Source organism: Algoriphagus sp., from assembly GCF_029254265.1.
Lineage (GTDB): Bacteria > Bacteroidota > Bacteroidia > Cytophagales > Cyclobacteriaceae > Algoriphagus.
This window is the reverse complement of record NZ_JAQWXX010000097.1, coordinates 1-23,483: the sequence shown is the minus strand read 5'-3', so window position 1 is coordinate 23,483 and position 23,483 is coordinate 1. Positions and strand designations below refer to the sequence as shown.

The window sequence follows — 23,483 nt, the reverse complement described above, 5'->3', positions numbered from 1 at the left end:
AATTAGCTCTAGAATATTCAATTGAATTCCCTCCTGCTTTAGCTGGAGGGAAGGGATTTAGCCCAATCCATCTTTTATTTTCTGAAAACCAAATTTGACTATAAACTCCTCATATTCCTCCTGAAAAGCCTTTGTCCGATGATGATCTTCTTGGTTTTTGATATAATCTCGGACCTTGTCTATTGCTGATTCTGATACTGAAACCGCAAAATATTCATCTTGCCATTCAAATTTCTCCCGGGTTAATTTATTCTTATTGATCCAGAAAGCCGATTCACCTTTTAGAAGCATCATTATTTTTTCTATAGTTTGAGCCGTTCCTAAAGAAACCAAACAATGACAATGGTCTGAGTACCCATTTATGAAATCCACAAAAATCCCTTTACTGTGGGCATTTTCACGGATATGATTCCAAACGGTTAATCTGAGTTCTTTGGAATTCAAATAGGGTACCCGGTTTTTTGTACTCCAAACCAGGTGCAGGTAGACTTTTACAAATGGCATAATTGAAAAATTTAGGAAAAAATTATTTGGGCTAAAGCCCATTTGCACTCGTGATATCCTTTTAGAATGGAATGGGCTAAAGCCACATTCCTAATCAATTAGATTCTATTGAATTATCTATGGAATGAGCTAAAGCTGCATTCCCATTCAAACAAAATACCTTTTGGTGTATGGGCTGGGGCCACATTCCTTATCAATTGCATTAATTTATTAAATCTCAATTGAATTCCGAAATGGGCTAAAGCCGCATTCCTAATCAATTGAATTCCTCCTGCTTTAGGAAAAGGGGAAAGCCGCATTCCTATGCAAATTGAATTCCCTCCAGCTTTAGCTGGAGGAAAGTAAAAACCAAATCAAGCCAACTCCCTTAAATCCACCGGAACCACTCTCGAAACTCCTGCTTCGATCATCGTGATGCCGTAGATAATATCGGTGCTGGCCATGGTGCGCTTGTTGTGGGTGACGATAATAAACTGGGACTCGTGGCTAAACTGCTGGATAATCTGGTTGAACTTATCGATGTTGGCATCATCCAGTGGGGCATCCACCTCATCGAAGATACAAAAGGGCGCAGGCTTCAGCAGGTAGATGGAGAAGAGTAGGGAAGTGGCGGTCAGGGTCTTTTCCCCTCCGCTTAGCTGATTGATAGTCAGTGGCCGCTTGCCCTTTGGCTTCGCCAGGATCTCGATGGCAGATTCCAGTGGATTATCCGGATCGACTAGGGTCAAGTCACAGTCATCCTGCTCGGTAAAGAGGGAGCGGAAGACCTTGATAAAGTTCTCCTTGATCTTTGCAAAAGCATCTAAAAAAGTCTCCTTAGCCACCTGATCGATTTCGGAGATGGTGGAAAGCAAGGATTGCTTGGCTTTGATCAGATCTTCTTTCTGAGTGGTAATGAAATCGTACCGTACTTTGATCTCATCGTAAGCTTCCATCGCCATCGGATTGATCGGGCCGATTTTCTCCAGCTTTTCCTTCTGCTTGCGTACCAGTTCCCGGAGTTCAGCTTCTTGGAAGTCCGCAAATTCCGGAGCGAGTTCAGGATTTTCCGCCATGAGTTCATCCAGATCCAGCTCAAACTCCACGCTCAGTCGCTCCTTCATTCCAGTCATCTTCAGCTTGATTTCATTGCTCTGGTTTTCCAATTCATGCAGCTGCTGATCATGGGCTTCCTTGGCACGCTGATAGCTTCGGATCTGTTGGTCCGTCTCATCGATCAGCGCTCGGCTGCCGTAATAGTCTTTTTCTGCCTCAGTTACGCCGCCTTCGATGGCTTCCTTTTCGCTGTAGAGCTCGATCAGTTCATCGTCCTTGATCTCATTGGTATCGAGCAGCGTTCTGATCTCCCCATCCAATTGGGCCAGTTCGGCTTGGGATTTTTCGATCCGCTCCTTCGAACCCTCATAGGCCGATTGCTTGAATTCGATCTCCTGATCCAGACTTCCCACCCGATTGAGGTGTTGATGATACGTGATATTTTCTGCGTTGAAAGCCTGGGACTTTTCTGCCAATAGGGTAGATTCCTTTTCCAGACTTTCATTCAGTTCCTCGAGTTGGACTTGCAGCTGCTCAAAGCTTTCCTTTTCGAGGCTTAGTTCCGGTTGGATGCTTTCCAGACTTTCTTCCAGCGAAGCGATACGCTCCAAAATATCCTCCCGCTTATTGGCATTGCTGGACAAGAGTTCTGCCAGCTGTTCCTTTTTGGTGCGGATCGAGACATAGTTTTGGTTCGTCTCATTGATGCGGTTTTGCCAGTCTTCGAGCTCCTTGCGGTAGTTCTTTTCCTTCAGCTTCATCAGGTCCGAAAGCTTCTGATCCAGATTGCTTCGGGTGGTGCTGACTTTCTTGCTCAGCTCTTTGATTTCCTTGTCGAGCTTTTCTAGGTTCTTGGCTCTACCGATTCGCTTTCCTTCGAAAAGGCCTACGGAACCTCCGGAAATGGAGAATTTACGCTTGGTATATTTTCCGGATTCGGAGATAAAAATCGCATCTGTATTAGTTGGGAAATCCCGGTAATCTCCCGAGACGATGTAGACATTGTCCAGGATAAAGTTGATCAGTCGGGCATACTTCACATCGTACTCGATGATCTCCGTGGCTGCGATGGCATTGGGGAAAAGCTGGCTTTGGCTGGACTTGAACTTCTCAAAATGATCCAGCACAAAGAAATTGGCTTTGCCTCGGGCGGAGTCAGATAGCAACTGGATGGCGGCAATAGCCTGTGCTTCCGTATCCACCACATAATGATTCATGTAGCCATCCAGAAAATTCTCGATGGTAACCCGGAATTTTTCATCCGTAGTCAAGAGGTCGGAGAGGAGTGGAATATCCTTGCCCCAACTCGGGTTTTTCTTCAGGAATTTGATCGCCTCGGGAAATCCTTCCAGATTTTCTACCAGTGATTTTGTCAAGTTGAATTCGTTGGTCTTGGAGTCCAGCTTACGAGAGGAAGAAGTGAGTTCTTCCCGGATCCTTTCGATCACGCGGTTGGTTTCCTCGATCTTTTGATCAAGATCCTCCTGCTTGGCTTTCATCTGCTGAAATCCTGCCGTGGACTCATCCAGTTCGGATTTCAGTTCGACGATTTTACTTTCGAAGTCCACTAAAGAAGCCTCCTGCGAGGAATCATCGGAGGAAGTCCGCTCGAGTTCCTGCTTGAGGGTAGAGAGCTGAATCTGCTTGATCTCAACCTCTTTGCCCAGCTGATAGACCTTTTCCTTACCCTTTTCAAAAGCAAGGCTGATTTCCTTTTGGGCCTGTTGATGTTCCGTATGAATCAGTTTCTGGGCATCGTAGGCTTCCCGAAGTTCATCCACGATGAATTCCTTTTCTGCCAGCATCTTTTCTGCAGATTCCTTTTCCTGCTGTAGGGATCGGATGCTAAATCCTGCACGATCATTGGACTTTCGATCCGCATCGATCTGCTCCCGCAGTTTCTGGGAGCGGTCTTCAAGAAATCGGAGTCGTTCGTTTTTGATTTTCTTTTCCGACTCAAAGGCCCGGATTTTATTGACATGCTCATTTAGTGCCTTTTGGCGGGAGGCAAGCAGTTTTTCTTTGCTGATCAGGTCAGTCTTAAGCTGTGTCAGTACTGCTTCCTGATCGGTGATTCGAGTTTGAAATTGCAGTTTCTGATCACTTTCCTCTTGGATTTTCTTTGCCGCATCGATCAGAGATTTGCTGTATTTCTCGATGCTTTTCTTAGCCAAATTGATACTGGCTTCCCGGTATTCGGTTTTAATTTCAAAGTACTTGGTCGCTTGTTTGGCTTGCTTTTCCAGGCTTTTGAGGTTTTTCTCAATCTCGAAAAGCAAATCTTCCACTCGGGCCAGATCCCCGTCCGTATCTTCAAGTTTGCGAAGGGTTTCCCGCTTTCGGTTTTTGAATTTGGAGATTCCCGCTGCTTCTTCGAAAAGCTCGCGTCGGGAATTGTTTTTATCATTGAGCAGCTCATCGATCATTTTCAACTCGATGATCGCATAGCTATTCGAGTTGATTCCCGTATCCATAAAGAGGTTGGTGATATCCTTCAATCGGCAAGTGACGCCATTGATTTGGTACTCACTTTCTCCGGATCGATAGTAGCGACGGGTGATGGTGACGTAGGTGTATTCGGTAGGAAGGAGGTTTTTGGTGTTTTCAAAAGTCAGAGAAACCTCAGCCAGGTTGGAGGGTTTTCGGTTTTTAGTCCCGTTGAAAATCACGTTTTCCATCTTATCCGAGCGGAGCATTCGGGTTTTTTGTTCCCCTAGCACCCAGCGGATTGCATCCACGACATTTGACTTGCCACAGCCATTTGGGCCGACGACACCGGTGATCCCTTTATCAAAGTTGATCACCATTTTATCACCAAAACTCTTGAATCCCTTGATCTCTAGCTTACTGAGCAGCATACGCTATTTTTTCCTCCGAATTAAACAAACAAAATAAGACCAATCTGGGGATTGTCAAAGGAATTTTAAATATAGTGGGCAGTTGATTGTCAACAGACCACGGTCGACGGTCGACAGCAGATTTTAGGTTGTCCTTTGGACGAGGTTTTTTGTCAAAAGGACACAGAGGGCGGTCGACAGCAAATTTTAATCTGTCTTTTGGACGCATATGAGAATTACTTTTGAAAGATTCTTCGAAGACCTATTTGAATTAGCGGTGAACTGTGGTCTGTGGACCGTAGACATAAATAAAACATTCGTCGAAGACATTGTTGAATTAGCAGTGGACAATGGACTGTTGACCTTTGACTTAATTTTAAACATTCGTCAAAGACATTTCGGAAAATGCGGTGGACCGTCGTCCGTGGACTGTTGACCCCTCACAAACTTAAAATTTACTCCAAAATTCAGCTACTCTCCCAAGAAACATTTATCTTGAGCCTATGGATTTGGGAAACATCGTTTACATTTTGGCAGTGATAGGTTATTTTATCTATCAGGCTACGCAAAACAAAAAGAAAAAACAGCGGCAGATGGATGCTTCGGGAACTCCTCCGGAAGAAGAGGAGCGACTGGTTTCTTTTGAGGATTTACTAAAAGAAATCCGACAAGCCCAAAGTCCTAAACCTGCACCTCAAGCAAAGATTCCTACCCCACAGCCTCAGAAGCCTTCTCGTGGTTTTGAATCCACTTACGAAAAGCCAAAGTCAGACAGTAGCTATCACAAACCTGAATCCACTTACACGCAAAGGGAATCTACCTATCAGAAGCCCGTTTCTTCTTATGAAAAGCCTGCGAGTACTTATGAGAAGCAAAAGTCGTGGTATGATAAAAGCGATGATGATGAGATCAAGTATTACGAAGGGGCTTATGAAGAAAAAGTAAGAGCTAAAATCTCTGACTCAGGTAAATCACCAGAAATCCCAACTTTGGAAATTGAAAGAGGTGATGTGAAGTCTGGCAAAGTCAATCCCTATGCACAAATGCTTAAAAATCCCAAATCAGTGCGTGATGCTATAGTTTTGAATGAGATTTTGACGAAGAAGTATTTTTGATTTTGGATATAACATTTGAGAATAAGAGCCCCGATAGCTATCGGGGGAGAATAGTGATTAGGGATTGGAAATTTTTTATGCGTCCTAGGGACGGAATCTTAACTGATATCACAAAGCATATGTCGTGAAAGCATTATTTCACCAAAAGTGTATTTCTGCAAAGCTCTATTTCGCGAAGCGTATTTCAGCTAAGCTTTATTTCACCGAAGTTCTATTTCAAAAAATCCCTTTTATAATATTTTTTTTAAACAACATAATCCAAACTAGGTTCTATTCTCGTAAATCCCACAAAACGAGACCAATGGAACAAATCAAATCAAAGTCAGGTAGCCTGACAAAATCCCGAAGAGAATTTATCGAGCGCGCAGGAATGACTGCGGTGATGACCACATTTGGTCTTTCATTTTTTACAGCATGCTCAGAAACAGAAGAACCCAATCGCCCTAATACACCTCCGCCAACTAGCTCAAACGGCGTGACAGTATCGGGAAATACCATTCGAATTGATTTAACTTCTCAGGCTGCATTAGCTGCTGCTGGAGGTTGGTTGTTGGTGATCGATGCTCAAACACTTGTAGTCAATGTTGGAGGTTCTTATCGAGCTTTGACTTCAGTCTGTACGCACTCTGCCTGTGATCGTAACTGGACTTTTGCCAGCAGTAAGTTTACCTGTACTTGCCATGGTTCGGAATTTGACACTTCCGGAAATGTCTTGCAAGGGCCAGCCAATCAACCTTTACGATCCTTTACCACCGCCTTGAATGGAACAGTTCTAACTGTAACCAAGTAATGAAGCGGCTTATACTCCTTTTCTTTTTTATTACAAATGTCAGTGCCGCGCAAAGCTATTTGACCACATCAGGGAATGTAAATTTCCTTTCCAAAGCTCCTTTGAGTGAATTCAACGGAGTTTCTGATCAGTTAAATGGTTTGATTGATTTGTCCCAAAACCTACTCGATTTCTATGTGGATTTAAATACCCTGGATACTGGGATTGGACTTCGGGACAAACACATGCGGGATAATTATTTGGAAACGGAGAAATATCCCTTTGCAGAGTTTACTGGCAAAATCACACCGATTCCATCACTTTCTGCCGGGACCAAAAGCCCAGTGACAGCTGTGGGGAAGTTTAAAATTCATGGCGTGGAGCGAGATATAGAAGTGAAAGGAACGCTTAGTAAAAATGCAAAAGGTGAGTTGGAGTTAGAAGCAGGCTTTGAAGTGCTGCTTTCGGATTATAAAATTCCGCTTCCAAAGCTGGTCTTTTATGAGCTAGCAGAAAATCAAAAAGTCAGTATCAAAGCCACCTTGAAACCCAAAAAGTAATGAATCGAACTTTACTCTTTTTTATCCTTGCTTTCATTCCATTAACCCTTTCTGCACAGTTAGAGCGAAAGCTTGCAAATGAAAATCAACCTGTGGAGTTGATCTTCCATGCGCCAAGGCACATCAATTTATTGACCGTAGAGCCCTTGGATAAAAAGTCTATGCACTTTGCCATTATGCATACGTTTGGGACACTGGATGGAGGAATTGAGAACCTCTTTGGCTTGGACAATGGCGCAAATATTCAATTCAGTTTTGAGTTTGCTTTGAGTGATAAATTATCCCTTGCCGCTTCCCGAAGCAGTAGAGATAAAGTCTATAATGTCTTTGGCAGATATCATATCTTTCAGCAAACCCAAAACGGAAGCAAACCTTTCTCTTTGAGTTTGGCTGGTGGAGCCGGGGTAAATACTTCCAATTATGATTTTCTTCCTGAAGCCGCTCCGACTTTCGGAGAGCGGACAAGTTACTTTGGACAAGCAATGTTGGCTAGAAAGTTTTCTCCAAAGATTTCGATTCAACTTACACCAATGATGGCCTATTTCACTGATCCGAGACCTGTGTATCAGATTGAAGGCACGGAGCAATTCTATCTGGCATTAGGTTTTAGCGGGAAATTTAAGGTGACTGATCGCAGTTCGCTATCCCTTCAGTACATTCCAAATCTGAATACGGATCTTCGAAATAATTTTGGAATAGGTTGGGATATCGAGGCGGGAGGTCATGTGTTCCAGATGTACTTTGTGACTTCTCAAGCACTTAATGAGCAATACTTATTGGCTGGTGGAAATGGTACAATTGGGGATGAGTTTCGACTGGGTTTCAATGTGAATCGAATTTTTGCGACGGGGAGGAAAAAATCAGATCGCAGTTGGCAGTGAGCAGTTTCATCTATCCATTGGAGAAATATTTTGATCTGGAGAGAGGTCTTGGTAAAATGGATTTGGGATTAGGGATTTGGCATTAGAGAATGGGAGCTCTGATAGCTATCAGGGGGAGAATAAGAGATTAGAGAATAGGGATTAGGGAAAAGGGATTGTTTTTTTTCTGCGTCCTATGGACGGAATCTTAACTGACATCGCAAAGCAATATTTCACCGAAGGTGTATTTCTGCGAAGCCCTATTTCGCGAAGCATATCTCATCAAAGATGTATTTCTGCGAAGCCCTATTTCGCGAAGCATATTTCACAAAGTGTATTTCATCGAAGGTATCTTTCATGAAGCCTATTTCAAAATCATTCCTTCAAAGCATATTCATACACTAATACATTCCCGGATTTCCGTTCTTCGACGAGCTCATAGTTTTTCTCAAGCCATGGATTGATGGCATCCATATCCACTTGTTCTTCTGGGTAGGCATGTTGGTAATATTCGTAAATCAAGACTTTTAATCTTGAAGGAAAAACGCGAAAATCTGTAGGGAATTTGTACAAAGGAATGATTAATTCCTGAGCCATTGAATCATTTGGGATTAGTAATTTTTTACTAAAATCCAGGAAGCTATGGGAATATATAGGTTCTTCTAAATCAATACCTTGAGTTTCCGCACTTAGTATTTCAATTAAATTCTCATACTGCTTGAGATTCTTTTGATAATAGATCGAATACATCGCAGGCAGAATTAAGATAAGCAGTAAGGAAATCAATTGGAATTTTTGATTTCTAAGAAAAACCGGAAGGATTAATACAGCGTTGAATGCTGCCATTTTCCAATCCTGCATTAGAAAGGCGAAAACTACACCCAAGATCAAAAATCCTGCAATTCGAATCTGCCACTTTCTATTTGTTTGCCATTTTTCCCAACCCGATCCAATCAAATAGGCAAGAATAGGAATCAGAATAATCAAGTGACGAGGATTCAGGTAAATGGGATTGTAAAACTCCAACGTGGAACTCATAAACCAGAATCCTACGAGAAGGCAGATTAACGAGATTGAAAAGCTAAAAGAGGAGCAATCTTTATTCTTTAATCCGAAAATCAAGCCTGGCAATGCAAAAACCAACCATGGCCAATAAGCTCGCTCTACAAAGGTTTGAAAGGGAAGAATGGTCAATCGCTTCCAGATTGACCAGAAACCTTTGTCTGCATAGGTGAATTCGGAAATGTAATGACCTGCATTTATTGAAGTGATTCGATAAAATGGATCTCCAAAAGCAATCCAGAAATACCCTAAATAAGTTACACCGACAATGATTCCAGTAAGTACTATCCAAGTGTAGAATTTGAAATTTACATTTCCTTCTTTTCGATCAAAGTAGAAAAGTAGTATAGGGAAAGGAGCTAAGAATACAATCGTTTCTTTGGTAAGAAAACCCATAAAAAGCGCAAATACTAGAAGGATTCCAGCTTTGATCGGATGCTGATGCCGATAAATCGTGGCAAAGGGTACCAAACAAACCCAAAATACTAAGATTGAATCCGGATAGACTTTGGTCAAGAAATGAAGGAAATAAATCTGTGAACAGAACCAAAGACTCATCCAAGTCAATTGTAAGTTGCCTTTAGTAATTCTAAGAAGTAAGAAATAAGTGGCGATATAACTGATCAAGGAAATTGCAGAAACCGTATGGGGATCATTTCCAAATAGATATCCGATCAGCCCAGCTGGAATATAAGCTCCCCAACGCGTGCTGAAGTGATAATCCGAAAAAACCATACTTCCATTCCAGAAGCTTTCTCCCGCCAAAATATAAAATACATCATCACTGAAGGTGATCCCATCGAAGCCTACCCACCAATAGGTAATTAGAAAAAACACCGCGAAAAAAGAGATTTGATATCTCTTGACTTGTGCTTTGATATCTATGGAAGATTGACTCATTGCTCAAAAATAGCCGAAATATTTTCTTTTGAGCTTGATGATCAAAAATGACAATAACTGTCATCCGGTTTTTGGATCAGGGATTCATTCTTTAATTTGGAGTTCTAAATACAAAAGCAATGGCGCAAGCATCTCAGATCGAACAGCAGAAGATTTTACGGGTTTTCAAACTGATCAATTTACTGCAAAGTAACATTGGTAAGCCGGTTCATCGATTGGCAGAATTACTTGAAACAGATGAGCGTACGATCTATCGCTATTTTAAATTGCTGGATGCTCTGGGATTTGAGGTGGTTAAGGAATACAGCAAATACAAGATACAGCAACAGACTGGAATGGATCAAACCCTGAATTATGGAGCATTTTCTGCAGAAGAAAGCCAATGGCTTCGAAGCATGATTGAAAGTCAGGGGAAGGGAAATTTGCTCCACGATTCTATTCTGAAGAAGTTGGCCGTACGATCCGAAGTGAAAAAGGTGACTGAAGAACTGTTTAAGGCCAATCTTGGAAGATTGGTGGATGAAATTGGAAAGGGAATTCAGGAGAAGGTTCAGGTCTGGTTGAAGGATTACTATTCCCTGAGTTCTGATATCACAAGCGATCGATTGGTGGAGCCAGTTGCTTTTTCATCCAATTACGAAGCGATTCATGCCTTTGAGATCGAAAGTAAAAGCATGAAAGTTTTTAAGATCGAACGAATCGGAGAGGTGGTATTAAGTCAAATCCCATGGTCTTTCGAATCCAAGCATGTGTTGCCCGGAACACAACTTTTTGGATTTTCCGGAAAGAATAAATTTCTGGTCAAATTGAAGCTTAGTAAAAAGGCCTATCAATTGATGATGGAGGAGCATCCCAATGCCCGGCCATTTATGTATATCAAGAATCGGAACAGCTATTTTTTCAATGGAGAAATCCCTCAGCTTCCAGGTTTGGCAAGGTTTATATTAGGGCTTCCGGGAGAAATTACGGTTGAGGAAGGGGAGGAGATGAAGTCCTATTTGAATGAGCAATTGGCTCGAGTGAATTTTTGAATTGAAGTTTTTTTATTTCGGTTCTACTACCAATTTAATGAATACAAAACTTTGGTGCGGCTACAATTTCCTTATCCAAGATCTGTCGACGAAGTCAAATAGTTCCATTTCATGTGTTTATATTTGTTTTTTTATCGGTCACACGGAATTTAGCATGGATTATAATCATTGAAATATATGACTTTACAATCATTCTCGATTTCTTACTTCCAATCGAGAATCCTAACAGATCCCTCACTTTTTTGATTCTGTACTTTTGGCATAGCCCAAAAGTACCAAAAGGCCTAGTCGCCGGCAATGCTTCCCCCCGCATTCCAGCGCTCGGCTCGCTGCCGCGACTTTCCCACCGCATCCAATTAAGCTTTTGGTATAAAGTTGGAAGATGCAGTTTGCCCGCAGACTTAAGGTCAGCCAAATCATCCCGAGCTTGGAATAGCTGATGAATGGATACATTTTAAATTTGATGTTCTTCGCCTTTTCTTTTGCATCTATCCCTCCAAAATCCCGATGATTGATCTTTCCTTATTCCCAATTAGTTCCTTTATAAAATTTCAGTTATTTAAGTCTTCCACTAACTTAAGGTTAGAACCTCTATTTCTTTTAAATTACCATTTTAGGCTTTCAAATTGATCGCTTGAGAAAAGAAATCTATTTTTTTAAATATTGGTATTCAAGGCTTTAATTTTTAAATTCCTTTCTGTATCTATTTTTCATCAAATCCTTTTTAATCATGTTACAAAAAACCAAACTTATTTTAGGCCTTTTTTCAGTTGGCCTAGTACTGTTTTCCTGTGATCAGGAAGAGCAACCGGTGATTCAGAATCAGAATCAAGCCGAGGTCCAAACCACCTTGATACCTCAATCAGAGATCGATCAATTCATCTTGAAATCCCTCAATGAAACAGGAGATTTCATTTGGGCAAATCAATCAGATGAATTGGTATTTAGTGCGCTGATGTATTCAGACTCTACACTGACTATCGGCTATCAACCGGCAGATATTCAACAACCAAATTCAAGAATTGGAATTGAAGATGTCTCTAGTTCCACTTGGCAAAATGCGGCTTCAAAAATTATTTCTGTGGTCAATGAATCAATGGGGAGAAAAGCTACTCCTCAAGCAAGAACAGAGGATGAAGCAGCGAGTATTCATGAGGATTTGCCTTATCTCGAAATGAAGGTGACCAATATTCGGGTCTTACAAAATCTTCGAAATATGGGTGAATTACGGTATTTTGAACCTAGAAGCTATGAATTTGACTACAACCTACTGAATCAAAATGAAAATGAGAGAATCCTGAGTGATGCGGGATGCTCCAATGAACCAGATAGTGGAATTCCTGCTGGAGATTTTGTCAGTGTTTCTCCAAATGCTAAAGCCTCTTGGAACTATGATCAAATGGGAATCTCTCAGGCTTGGAGTCAAAGTACAGGAGCAGGGATTACGGTAGGTGTAATTGACACGGGATTATCCCCAAATCAACCTATGTTGAATGCCCAATTCAATAGCGGGGAATCTTCCAATAGAAGCGTGCAAGCTTTTGGTACTTACCAAACTGGATTTTGGTGGTGGAAGCGTCCAGATGGTCCAAATGATCAGTGCGGTCACGGTACAGCGATGTCAGGAGTTGTTGCCTCCCCAAGAAATACGGTAGGAAATGCTGTAGGGGTCGCTTACAATTCTAATCTTATTTCTGTCAGAGGAACAAGTGATGTGATTTTTAATGCTGGAAATGAAAAAGACGGAGTAGCTGATGCTTTGGTTCTTTTGGGTAAAAGAAGTGATGTGAAAATCATTAGTATGTCAATTGGAGATTTATTCTCAAACTCCAAAGTGGCTGATGCTGTCCGGTATGCACACAATCGTGGCAAGCTCATTTTTGCGGCAGCAGGAACCTCAACTACCTTTACAAATTGGGTAGGGGTCATTTTTCCTGCTACCATGTCTGAAACAGTGGCAGTCACTGGTGTAAAAGAAGGAAATGGATATCAGCGATGCAGCACTTGTCATTCTGGGTCTCAGGTAGAATTCACAGTAGTAATGGAGCGATCTGGTACTGAAAATAAGCCTTTGACTACTGCTTTATACAGTGATACGCCTGCTACAGTGGGAGGATCTTCTGTTGCAACTGCCACTGCTTCAGGTATAGCAGCATTAATCTGGTCAAAAAATCCAGGATGGAATAGAGACCAAGTGTTGAATCAAATGAGATCCACCTCAGCACTTTATCCAAATAAAAGCTCTGAATATGGCTATGGCAATCTAAATGCAGCTGCAGCTTTGGGAGTTTATTAGCAGATTGTTTTTCTTCGTGAGCAATTAAAAAGCCCCGAATTCTTGAAATTCGGGGCTTTTTAATTCTCCTTGATAGTATATAGGTCATTAGAGTTTCTCATATATCACTTTACCAACCCGGTTTATGTGGTCAAGTAATTCATCATTCTTGATATTTTGAAGAATTGCCACATCAAAAAAATAAGGCTGCCAACTTTCATCTAAATCCGCCCAAAAAGAAAGCTGATCTGCCAATTCTAACTTATCGCCTATTAAAACCAAATCAAGATCACTACCAGGTTTGTAATTACCTTTAGCACGAGAACCATACAACACTACTTGCATGATTTTTTTATTTTTCCGAGCAAAATCTCTAATCTCATTTAGATCGCTTTCTGACAGTCCAATTTCTTTGGCTTTAATTTCTTTATACATCATGGGGAAATTAGAGTTCTTGATCAAGCCTATCAATCAATTGCTTGAACATCCTGTGGTAATTTTTCTCTATTTCTTCTTCAATAGATACCGCTGTTTCCAAATTATAAGTATGGCTGGTAAGATTTCTACTCCTGACCATATCCATCCAAAGATTACCATTTTCAATTAATCCCAACTGAAAAGCAAGTCGAAAACTATCTTTGGATCCGATAATATCTGAATACCCTTTACTCAAAAGAAAATCTCTTAAAGTATTCCAAGCCAATTCATAAGAATATTCAAAAGCCTTGATTAATCCTTGTCTTTCCAATTCATTTAAGTCTCCCTGTAGGACCGCTTTATCCAATTGTGCAAAGGCCTTTTTAAAATTATCAAAACGCTGTTTCCAACGTATGTCTTGATTTTCCATGATTTAATTTATAAAATTTTCAAATCAAAGCTTACAATGCCTAAGAAATTTAAAACTTCTATTCTTTAAAAAGGTTCTACCCTTACTTTGTGGAAATATGTTTTATGTAGGGCTGGAAAAATATTCTTCAACACAGCGATTTCATGGAGTATAATCTGATTGTAGCTCTAAAACATTTCATTTTAAATGATGACGGTACGGTCAATCCATTTCTAGGCTATTCTTCCTTCTTTTGGCTTGGCCCAAAAAGAGGGCTGAGCGTGAAGTAAATGCCCAGTGGGCATTTATAGTGAAGAGCCAGGTATGCGGGTGGGCCCAAGACATGGAAATGCTTCTCCCCACATGCCACCGCCGGCCCGCTTCCATGTCTACCCACCGCGCCCTAAGAATGATAAACTTCAGAAACCTTCGGTTGACACATTCTATAAGAGAATTTGACTCAGTATATTCATAAAATGTACAAAGAATGTTTTTCAGCTTTTCTAACCAAAAACCTCCATGCCGACTCCATTAAATCGTGGTAGTACTTTTAAAAATATTTCGAATCTAAATGCAAAAGGGCGAATAATCATTCGCCCTTTTTTAGATTCAAATTGTCAGATTTCTCACTTCATACTTCTGACTTGAAAATCACTTGATTCTTTTAGTCAACTTATCCACCTTCTTGCTCAGATCAAGAATCGCTTTCGCATAGCGGGTATCCCATTCTTCCAAGCGGTCAGTAGATTTGATTTCTACCTCATATTGAATACCTGGAAGAATCCATGAAGCATAACCCGAGAATGGATCGTTACTCACATAAAGCGAACGATACCAACTGCCATAATACATTCCTTTTGGATCAATCCAACTTTTCTCCAAGGCCAGTAAACCTTCGTTTAGCTTATGAATAGTTTTTGAAGACAGGTTGTCTGAAGTCAAAGCGCCATTCAATGCGGTCTCATAAGCAGCAGAACTCAGTTCCAATTTCTTGATTGCTGCATCGACTTGATCAAATGAATTGAAATCAGGAGCGATGGTTTTTACATTTTTAACAGCATTGTCAAAGTGTCCACGAAGGTCTTGCGCATAGCGGGAAACATCGTAAGGAATCACTTCCGCATTTGCAAGTCGAAGTGTAAGGATCCCAATCACCTGAGCCACTGTACCGCCCATTTTGAAGCTAGGGTCCACAAATTTGCTGTAGTAATTGAAATTGTCATAATTGGAATGATAGGCTGTAGGTCCACCAACTCCACCACTCAAACTTGGTACGCCCACATGCATATAAAATGCAATATGATCCGAACCACCTCCAAGGTTTCCTATCCTTGGCTCTTCATTTTTACCAGCCCATACCTGAAAAACAGTTTTCGAGGAATCCGGGTATTGAACTTCTTTGGAAGCTTCTATGATCAAATTTTTCAAGGTAGGGGCAGAAGAAATACCGAAATTTCTGCCTGATACTCCACCATCAAAGTTCATATAAGTTACTGCTTTGGCTCCCAGTTCTTTTTGGTATTGCTCTACCCACTCGGTAGAACCAATCACTCCTTGCTCTTCGGCATCCCAATGTCCAATCATAATAGATCGGGCAGGGGCTTCACCATTTTTCACTAATTCACCAATGGCCTCAGCCAAAGTCAGCATCATTGCAGTTCCTGAATTGGGGTCAGTTGCTCCAAAGCTCCAAGCATCATAGTGGCTTCCTAGGATAATCCACTCATCGGGATATTTGCTTCCGACAAAAGTTCCAATGACATTATTAGCACGGATAAAGTCTGATTTCTGATCTACCATAACTCGCACTTTCAGATCAGATCCTCCCGTTATTTTATAGTCAAATGGCAATCCGCCTTGCCAAGCTTCGGGTACAGCGGAACCTTTCATTCGGCTTAGGATTTCTTTTGCGGCGCCATATCCAATAGGGGAAACTGGAATGGTATGAAAAGCAACTTCAGATGGATCCAGTCTTTTGGCTTGTTTTGCACCATCTCTTGGAAGTGCTGGCTTAAATGGAGTTAAGGGATCTCCTGTATAATCCAAAGTTAGTAATGAGCCTCGCTGTATAGTTGTTTCGTTGAAGAAAGGGCCATCTGGATACACTCCGCCTTTCCCAGAACCGGAATCTTCCGGATCGGTATAGATAATCAAAGCGGCAGCTCCGGATTCCTCAGCGAATTTTGCTTTGTAGCCTCTGAAATTGCCTCCATAGCGTGCGATCACTACTTTACCTTTTAAATCCACACCCATTTCAGCCAACTTTTCGAAGTCAGCCTTAGTGCCATAATTCGCATAGACCACTTCAGCAGTGACATCACCTGATCCAGAAAAAGCATTGAATCCTTTATGGAGGCGGGGATCTGTTGAGAATTCATCCCCCGGAATCGGTCCTTCCTGCTGCGAAAGTGTCATGGTCTCAGGACTAATGATCTGCAGCAAAGATTCTCCTGGATCATTTGGCAGATAGACATCATAGGGATGAGTTTTTACGTCCATTCCAGCATCGCTCATCACCTTCGTCATGTAAGCAGCTACAGCTTCATTTTCCGGAGTTCCTGCGATGTGAGGAGCTTTGGTAAGTTCCTTCAAATGCACTTTGAATCGGTCAAATTTGACTGCATTCAAATATTCTTGTTCAATTGTTTTTTCTTTGGACTGGCTTTTTTGGAAAAAACCATCCAATTGCTGAGCCTCAAGTCCAAAGCTTACAGTTGTAAGAAGGCTTAGGCTAAGTAAGGGTTTTAATATCTTCATGGCTGATTGGTTGTAAGTAATTTTGAAACTGAAAGGACATGCTCAGAAGGTACATTGACAATTCGTTTTGTCCTTAGGTATCGGTTAAGTTCGTATTCGTCATAGTTAGGATTTTCGGGATCGAAGCTGGAGATTCTAACCAGACCTCTGGAATGTATAAATTCTCCATTTCCAATCCACATTCCCACATGGACCACTTTTTCTTTTTTATCGGAAGTAGCTTTTTCACCAAAGAAAAGAAGATCTCCAACTTGAAGTTTCTCCCAATTTTTGTCTGCATCGATCAATTCACCTTCATTTATTTGCTGAGAAGCATCACGAGGAATAATCTGACCATTGAGATAAAATATTGTCTTGGTAAAGCCGCTACAATCCATTCCTTTGATGGAAGTGCCTCCCCAGAGGTAAGGTGATCCCATCATCTGCTTTGCCGTGGAGATCAAATTTTCAGGACTTGTGTTTCTGGAGGAGATCCAAGTTTCCCAATCTTGAGCTTTTGATTTCTCAATCCAACCTTTGCGTTGATCTGGAAGGGAAACTAAATAATGGCTGATGCTTTCATTCTCGATGGTCAAAATATCCCCTGCAACTAGATCTGAAATCATTTCCTTGGTATCTGGGCTTTTCCAGACATATCCCACCAAATCGGTAAAAACTAATTTGGGTGAACGATACCAGTTCTCCATTTCCTCCTCAGTCATCAGCTGAATTCCAGCTCGATCAACCCAAGATAAGTATTGATCTGGAGTTTGGACTAGAAACCAGCCATCATCTTCTTTTAACACATTAAGCGGTGTACCCATCAAGGCTTGGGTAGCTAATTCGGCTGAATGCTTAGGTTGGCTTCGGATGTTGGCCACTGAAATGGTCACGAGTGCCTTGACCTGATCCCCTAACTGCTTTTCCGGAAGCTGATTCACTGCGTCAATAAACTCGATTTCCCTCGCTGATAATTCTGCAATGAATTCATTGTAGGCTTGGAGCTGATCGGTTTCTCCTTTGAGCGAATCATTTTCAAAGGTTAGATTCCATAGCGCAACGCGCTTGTCAGGTGCATAGACAGATTTGTATTCATCGATTAGAACCGCAACCTCTTGATCCGCTGAATCTGATGAGCAGGAAGAGTAAAGTACAAGGAAGGTTAAAGAGTAGGCTAGGATAGATTTTTTCATAGGGCTCATAAAAATAAGAAAACCACAAGAAAGACCTTCATCAGAAAGTAATTCTTGTGGTTTAAGAATTTATGAATGATTACTTAGACTTAAGTCCTGGAGATCTTTCGAGAAATTCCTGGTATAGACGAATGTGTCTGTTTGAAAGTGGAATTCTATATCCATCAATAAACACATGCATGATCTGAGATTGAGTCTCGAACGGATCACCGGTCGCAACGATCAAATTAGCTACTTTTCCTTGCTCTACAGAACCATATTGATCTGCAATTCCAAAGATCTCTGCTGCATTTATTGTTACTGCTTTCCATGCTTCTTCTTTTCCCATTCCGTAGCTTGCTGCAAAAGCTGCATGGAAAGGTAGGTTTCTTACATTTTCGATCTCATCAGTTCGGATAGCTACTTTTACTCCAGCTTTTGCCATTTTACCTGCATTCGCATAAGGTGTGTCATAACGATCAGATTCACGAGTTGGAAGATCCTGAACAGGACCTGTGATTACCGGGTATCCAGATTTAGCGATTTCATCCGCAACTCTCCAACCTTCAGAAACACCACTTAAGATTACTTTAACATCTTTTCCTTCCAGCCATTTCAAAGCATTTTGAATATCGGAAGCAGCGTCTACTTGCACTAGCAAAGGAAGTTCTCCAGCGATAACTTTTGCCAGTTGATCCATCTCTGGGTAATATTCTAAGCTTGCACCTTCGTTCTTCAGTTTAAGGTAAGATTTAGCATTTTCCCAGATTTCATTTGCCTCTTTCAAAGCTTTCTCATTGGCTTTTTTGATATCATCATCTGATCTACGATCAAATCTTCCTCTTCTACCTGAGCTAGGGAAGTTCATTACAACCGCCTTGAAACCTGCATACATTTGATCTGGTGTATAGCCATTCAAATTGATCAATGCAGCTGTACCAGGAAATAAGCCTCCTGATGGCACTGTCAATACTGTAGTCACACCAGAAACCCGAGTAACCGGAATGGCTTCAGAGTTTGGATTGACTGCAGTCAAAGCCTGCATGTTAGGAGTGAAGTTTCCTACTTCGGAAAAATCAACAGTTTCAGGAACTGAGCTTACTTCGGCAAGTCCCAATTTGGTTCCACTGTCAATCATTCCCGGGTAAATAAATAGTCCGGTACAATCGATCTCTTCAGCTCCATTTCCAGCAATGGAAGTTCCGATTTCCTGGATTTTCCCATTTTCTACAAGTACTGAAGTATTATTCAAGATGCCTTTGGTAATGGTTACTACCGTAGCATTTTTCAATAAGAATTTGCCTGAACGAGGTTTAATAAACTCCCCGTCGATCTGAGCCATAGCCACCATGGGAAGCATGGCGATCAAGAAGGCGAAAAAGGATTTTGTTAGTCTTTTCATGTCTTCGGGGTGATTAGTTTTGATTAAATAAAGTACTCGTCATCTCAAATAGATGCTCGGTATCCTGCATACATCTTTCAGTTTCGATACGGAGATAAACATCTTCAACCATTTCGGTAGGACTAACTGCCAGACGCTGATCGTTTTTGTCTTCTTTGATATCAAAGTATTTCACTCCATCCACAAAAGTCATTTGTGGAACAGTGTAGGTTGACAGTGGATGTGAATCAAAAATCACCAAATCACCTTGTTTTCCTTCTTCAATGGAACCTACTTTATCAGAGATCCCAAGCTGACGTGCTGGATTGATAGTGATCATTGCTAAAGCCTCATCATCTGTCATTCCTCCATATCGCTGGGTTTTGGCAGCTTCATGATATAGGTGTCTGATCAATTCTGCTGAATCTGAATTAATAGAAGTGATTGCTCCATTCGCATTAAGAATAGCAGCATTGAAGGCTGTTGAATAATACACTTCAAACTTGTAAGCCCACCAATCAGCAAATACAGATGCACCCATAGTATACTGAGCGATTTCCGGAGCTACTTTGAAACCTTCATTTGTATGTTGGAATACCAGCTTTGAGATATTGAAATCTCTAGCCACATTGATCAACATGTAGATTTCATCTGCACGATAAGAGTGGCAGTGGATAATGATTTTTCCATCCAAAATATCCACAAGTGTCTGAAGTCTCTCATCGTACTCTGGTGCTGTAGCTGTACTTCCTTTTTGAGAAGCAGCAGCATTGTAGTCAGCCCAAGCTTTTTTGTATTGGATGGCTTCGTTAAATCCATTTCGGATTACTGCTTCCACACCCATTCTACTTCTTGGTTGGATACCATTACCTCTACCATGAACTCGAGTCGGGTTTTCACCGAGAGCAAACTTAATCGTTCTAGGAGCATCTGCCATGATGATGTCATCAGGATTTTTTGTTCCCCAACGGTGCTTTAGAGTAGCATTTTGTCCTCCAATCACGTTTGCAGAACCGTGCATCGCATGTGAAATTGTTACTCCACCAGCAAGAGCTCGGTAGATTCCGATTTCGGTAGGATTTACAACATCCTTCATCTGCACTTCTGCAGTGATAGGCGAGGTGGCCTCATTGACCACATCAAGTCCCACGTGGGAGTGAGCATCAATAATACCAGGCATTAAGTATTTACCTGTTGCGTCTATAGTTTGTACCCCGGATGGAGCGGACAAGTTAGAACCAACCTTTTTGATAATGCCATCCTGAACCAAAACATCAGTATTCTGAAGTGTACCTTTGGTTACAGTAAGTACTGTTGCATTCTTAATTAGCACACTGCCTTTCGGAGTTTGGGCTGAGGCAAATGAAAAACTCAATCCCAACAGTGCCGCAAGAAAATAATTTATCTTTTTCATGTATTTAGTTTTTAGCAGTTAGAGATGGGCTGAGTGTAGCTTCAAAAGGGAATGAACCAAATTGTCCAACGGCCATAATTCCTTCCATGGAATTACCTTCTACTTTTCCCGAAATTTCAACCACAATGGACATACCCTGTGCATTAACTTCAAAAGCAAAGGATAATGAATTACCATCTAGTTTGACATCCTTAATCGGAGCTGTTGCCTTACCGGATCCAGAAGGGTCGTCATAAGTTATTGTTCCTCCAAAATCGTTTCCTTCTTTCTGGATTGCTACAATTCCAGAACCACTTCCTGCAGGACTTTCAGTGGTATAGTCCCAGTTTCCTGCAATTTTCACAGCACCAGTAGCATTTCCGGCTTCTGAAGCTTTTTTCTTAGCTTTTGTCTCGTAGTCGAAAATGTAGCCATCCGCGATTACATGCTTAATTTGTGAGTCCGCACTAAAAAGTGAATCCGTTGTCAAAACCAGATTGGCCATTTTACCTTTCTCTATTGTTCCTGCTTCTCTGCTTAATCCCATCATTGCTGCTGGATTTGTAGTTAATGCTGCTAAAGCTGCAGTTTCGGACAATCCATTATCAATCATAGTCTTTAAAGACTTTCCAATATCACCGGTTTTTACACCTGCAGTTGTAAATGCAAATGGTATTCCTGCGGCTTCTAATTTTCCGGCTTGAGCAATTGATTTATCATAAGCTTCTTTTACTCTGGCATATTGTGCTTTCACATCAGCTGCGGCATCCTCTTTCTGAGCTTTAATTGCTTTGTCATCAGGAACCTCGGCCTTAATCAACACTCCTGCTCCTGATGCTTTAATTTCATTGATCACACCTTCATAGTTTTCCAAATCTGTCAAAATCAAATTAAAGCCTAACTCTTTCTGAAGTTTCAAAACTCTTCTGATTTCAAGTTCTGAAGATGCAGAAAACATCACTGGAGTAGTTTTGGATACGACATCTTTCATACCAGCATAGGTATCATTGATCGCTGGTCTTTTTACTCCTGGGGTGGATGCGAATTTGTCGGAGTTGGTTTTAGTAAGTTCAGCATTTTTATACACATCTCTAAACTTGGCCATAACACCTGCAGCTGTACCTGGGTACATCCCGCGACTTCCTCTGAAGCTTGCTGCCAATGCAGTATTCTCTTTAATCAGATTTGCAGAAGCTTCATTTCCCAAGATCATAACAGCTGACTTTCCTGCAATCATTCCACCTTCTGGAACAACTTGAATTAATGTAAATCCGCTTTTCCTGAGATCCTCTACCTTGCTATCCATTGCGAATTGATCAACAGCTGATCTCCAAGGGGTTATTCCTGCGATTTCATCCGGTGGATTCGAGGAGACAAAATTTTCTGGTCTTTCAGGATCTTTTGGTTTAGTGATACCGGCATTGCTTGCACCATCAATGAATCCCGGATATATAAATAGGGAATCTCCAGCGATCTGTCTTGCTTCAGCAGGGATACTAAGATTGGAGCCAACACCCATTATTATACCGTCTTTGATGAGCACAGTGGATTTGACTCCTGCTTTTCCCGGTGCGGTGAAAACAGTAGCATTAGTAATTGCATAGGTATCAGTCACTCTCTTTTTTCCTGTGGGGTCGCTCTGGGCAAACCCTTTAGTGGATAAGATAGAGCCTCCCAACAACATGCAAATCACACTTGCTTTGAATAGTGTTCTTTTCATAAATATTTAGTGAGGTTAATTTTAATTCAATAAAATACGGGGGTGAGAAAGTCCCAAACTGTTACTTCTCAATCGCCATATTTTATCCAGTTGATTGGTTTTTTTCAACTCACAAGCTAATAAATGCTATTTCAGTATCCTTTAGGAATTATTTTTTTCTTCCTTATTTTTTGATCAATGGTTTCTTTATGTAGTTAAGATACAGTTTCAATAATTCAAAAGCTGTCGGTCTGTTTTTAAATTTATTTGATTGGTTAAATCACTCTGAAATTATAAATGAGCTAGTATATTTATTCATTCGTTTAATATCGTTATGAAAAAAATATTACTCATTGAAGATGACTTGCTTATCTCTAGTTTAGTAGAATTTCGCTTGAATAAAGACGGTTATATCACCCTTACCGTCAGAGATGGAAACGAAGGAATTCATGCTATAAATACAGAGAATCCAGACCTAATTATAACCGATGTAATGATGCCATTCAAAAATGGGATTGAGATCATTCATCATGCGCGGAAGGAAAAACCTAATACTCCAATTATAGTACTAAGCTCTTTAGGAGAAGAAGAATCCATCGTACTAGAGGCGTTTAATCTTGGGGTATCTGATTTTATTTCTAAACCATTTAACCCGAATGAACTTGCCATGCGGGTTAAAAGAATTCTGAGATAGGTTAAATGAGCTTTGTTGAAAAAAGAATACTAGGAGTTTTATTGGTTCTGATTTTTGGATCAACAACAGCCTTCTGCCAAGAGAAAACCTACTTCTCTGACTCCACTAGTTTTTTTGAATTTCTAAGTAATCAAGAGCAGGTCCCTGGACTTAAGTTTCGATTTACATTACCTGCCGATTTTCAACTTTCTGCCAAAGATACTGCTACCTGGAAAAGAGCAGATATAGGTATTTGGTATTCGATTCCGATCGATTCAATTTCCCAACTGACAAGATTTGGATCAGAATTGGATTCGGTTTTAGCTTCCTCAGTAAACTTCCAATATTTAATCTACGACGAACCTTCCACGCAAGAGGCGGCCTCTGAATTTGTTTCAGCCTTGCTTCGAAGTAATGATATTTTTCCGGAAGAGAAGAAAAATATCAATTCCCAAGATTTAGTATTATTAGCACAGGACTCACCATTTCAACCAGGGTTTAATGTTGGATTTGGATACTTTTCTGATTTCAAAATCTTTGTATCCATCCGATCAACCCCATATTGCTAAAGGCCTCCTGACTGTATAATGTTGCAGGATGAAAAACGTAAGCAACGAAGAATACTATTCCCTTTTCTGTAAATGGAGGGAATCCG

The 23,483-nt window shown here is 41.0% G+C and carries 20 protein-coding genes; 9 read left to right on the top strand and 11 right to left on the bottom strand.

All coding sequences use genetic code 11. The annotated features are described in order from the left end of the window. Nucleotides 1–57: 57 nt before the first annotated feature. Together tnpA and smc are read right to left on the bottom strand one after the other, a co-directional pair. Nucleotides 58–504, bottom strand: coding sequence for an IS200/IS605 family transposase (gene tnpA / locus P8O16_RS14645; protein WP_300316187.1), 447 nt, complete (start codon nt 502–504; stop codon nt 58–60). Between the two features lie 353 nt (nt 505–857). After that, on the bottom strand, nt 858–4,397 hold the full coding sequence (gene smc / locus P8O16_RS14640) for a chromosome segregation protein SMC (protein ID WP_300316186.1): 3,540 nt from the start codon (nt 4,395–4,397) through the stop codon (nt 858–860). Between the two features lie 482 nt (nt 4,398–4,879). Between smc and P8O16_RS14635 the strand changes: the two genes are divergently transcribed. The 4 genes from P8O16_RS14635 to P8O16_RS14620 all read left to right on the top strand — a co-directional run bounded on the left by P8O16_RS14635 (nt 4,880) and on the right by P8O16_RS14620 (nt 7,701). Then, complete coding sequence (locus P8O16_RS14635; RefSeq protein WP_300316185.1) at nt 4,880–5,491, top strand: hypothetical protein; 612 nt, start codon at nt 4,880–4,882, stop codon at nt 5,489–5,491. Nucleotides 5,492–5,792: 301 nt separating this feature from the next. Further along, nucleotides 5,793–6,281 (top strand): Rieske (2Fe-2S) protein, encoded by a 489-nt coding sequence (locus P8O16_RS14630; RefSeq protein ID WP_300316184.1) that lies wholly within the window; start codon nt 5,793–5,795, stop codon nt 6,279–6,281. Further along, complete coding sequence (locus P8O16_RS14625; protein WP_300316183.1) at nt 6,281–6,820, top strand: YceI family protein; 540 nt, start codon at nt 6,281–6,283, stop codon at nt 6,818–6,820. Before P8O16_RS14630 ends, P8O16_RS14625 begins: the two co-directional genes overlap by 1 nt. Continuing rightward, nucleotides 6,820–7,701, top strand: coding sequence for a DUF5777 family beta-barrel protein (locus P8O16_RS14620; RefSeq protein ID WP_300316182.1), 882 nt, complete (start codon nt 6,820–6,822; stop codon nt 7,699–7,701). Before P8O16_RS14625 ends, P8O16_RS14620 begins: the two co-directional genes overlap by 1 nt. 354 nt (nt 7,702–8,055) lie before the next feature. On the opposite strand, the gene P8O16_RS14615 is transcribed toward P8O16_RS14620, so the two are convergent. Continuing rightward, the gene (locus tag P8O16_RS14615) at nt 8,056–9,642 is read right to left on the bottom strand and encodes a hypothetical protein (protein ID WP_300316181.1); all 1,587 of its coding nucleotides are present in this window, start codon (nt 9,640–9,642) and stop codon (nt 8,056–8,058) included. A gap of 119 nt (nt 9,643–9,761) precedes the next feature. Between P8O16_RS14615 and P8O16_RS14610 the strand changes: the two genes are divergently transcribed. Continuing rightward, nucleotides 9,762–10,673: a YafY family protein gene (locus P8O16_RS14610; protein WP_300316180.1), complete on the top strand. Its 912-nt coding sequence runs from the start codon at nt 9,762–9,764 to the stop codon at nt 10,671–10,673. A 234-nt stretch (nt 10,674–10,907) separates the two neighbouring features. On the opposite strand, the gene P8O16_RS14605 is transcribed toward P8O16_RS14610, so the two are convergent. Further along, nucleotides 10,908–11,126 (bottom strand): hypothetical protein, encoded by a 219-nt coding sequence (locus P8O16_RS14605; protein ID WP_300316179.1) that lies wholly within the window; start codon nt 11,124–11,126, stop codon nt 10,908–10,910. Between the two features lie 277 nt (nt 11,127–11,403). On the opposite strand from P8O16_RS14605, the gene P8O16_RS14600 reads away from it, so the two are divergent. Continuing rightward, entirely contained in the window at nt 11,404–12,969 is a 1,566-nt protein-coding gene (locus P8O16_RS14600; protein WP_300316178.1) for a S8 family serine peptidase, read from the top strand. 87 nt (nt 12,970–13,056) lie between these two features. On the opposite strand, the gene P8O16_RS14595 is transcribed toward P8O16_RS14600, so the two are convergent. Together P8O16_RS14595 and P8O16_RS14590 are read right to left on the bottom strand one after the other, a co-directional pair. After that, nucleotides 13,057–13,386: a nucleotidyltransferase domain-containing protein gene (locus P8O16_RS14595; protein WP_300316177.1), complete on the bottom strand. Its 330-nt coding sequence runs from the start codon at nt 13,384–13,386 to the stop codon at nt 13,057–13,059. A gap of 7 nt (nt 13,387–13,393) precedes the next feature. Next, nucleotides 13,394–13,795 (bottom strand): nucleotidyltransferase substrate binding protein, encoded by a 402-nt coding sequence (locus tag P8O16_RS14590; RefSeq protein ID WP_300316176.1) that lies wholly within the window; start codon nt 13,793–13,795, stop codon nt 13,394–13,396. A gap of 143 nt (nt 13,796–13,938) precedes the next feature. On the opposite strand from P8O16_RS14590, the gene P8O16_RS14585 reads away from it, so the two are divergent. Further along, complete coding sequence (locus P8O16_RS14585) at nt 13,939–14,064, top strand: hypothetical protein (RefSeq protein WP_300316175.1); 126 nt, start codon at nt 13,939–13,941, stop codon at nt 14,062–14,064. Between the two features lie 361 nt (nt 14,065–14,425). On the opposite strand, the gene P8O16_RS14580 is transcribed toward P8O16_RS14585, so the two are convergent. The 5 genes from P8O16_RS14580 to P8O16_RS14560 all read right to left on the bottom strand — a co-directional run bounded on the left by P8O16_RS14580 (nt 14,426) and on the right by P8O16_RS14560 (nt 22,176). Further along, nucleotides 14,426–16,531: a M28 family peptidase gene (locus tag P8O16_RS14580; protein ID WP_300316174.1), complete on the bottom strand. Its 2,106-nt coding sequence runs from the start codon at nt 16,529–16,531 to the stop codon at nt 14,426–14,428. Next, complete coding sequence (locus P8O16_RS14575; protein ID WP_300316173.1) at nt 16,528–17,703, bottom strand: C40 family peptidase; 1,176 nt, start codon at nt 17,701–17,703, stop codon at nt 16,528–16,530. The genes P8O16_RS14580 and P8O16_RS14575 overlap by 4 nt, the downstream gene beginning before the upstream one ends. Before the next feature lie 79 nt (nt 17,704–17,782). Then, nucleotides 17,783–19,084: an amidohydrolase family protein gene (locus tag P8O16_RS14570; protein WP_300316172.1), complete on the bottom strand. Its 1,302-nt coding sequence runs from the start codon at nt 19,082–19,084 to the stop codon at nt 17,783–17,785. A 13-nt stretch (nt 19,085–19,097) separates the two neighbouring features. Continuing rightward, entirely contained in the window at nt 19,098–20,477 is a 1,380-nt protein-coding gene (locus tag P8O16_RS14565) for an amidohydrolase (protein ID WP_300316171.1), read from the bottom strand. A gap of 4 nt (nt 20,478–20,481) precedes the next feature. Then, on the bottom strand, nt 20,482–22,176 hold the full coding sequence (locus tag P8O16_RS14560; RefSeq protein WP_300316170.1) for an amidohydrolase family protein: 1,695 nt from the start codon (nt 22,174–22,176) through the stop codon (nt 20,482–20,484). Nucleotides 22,177–22,489: 313 nt separating this feature from the next. On the opposite strand from P8O16_RS14560, the gene P8O16_RS14555 reads away from it, so the two are divergent. Further along, on the top strand, nt 22,490–22,849 hold the full coding sequence (locus P8O16_RS14555) for a response regulator (protein WP_300316169.1): 360 nt from the start codon (nt 22,490–22,492) through the stop codon (nt 22,847–22,849). Nucleotides 22,850–22,854: 5 nt separating this feature from the next. Further along, nucleotides 22,855–23,397 (top strand): hypothetical protein, encoded by a 543-nt coding sequence (locus tag P8O16_RS14550; RefSeq protein WP_300316168.1) that lies wholly within the window; start codon nt 22,855–22,857, stop codon nt 23,395–23,397. Nucleotides 23,398–23,483: the final 86 nt, after the last annotated feature.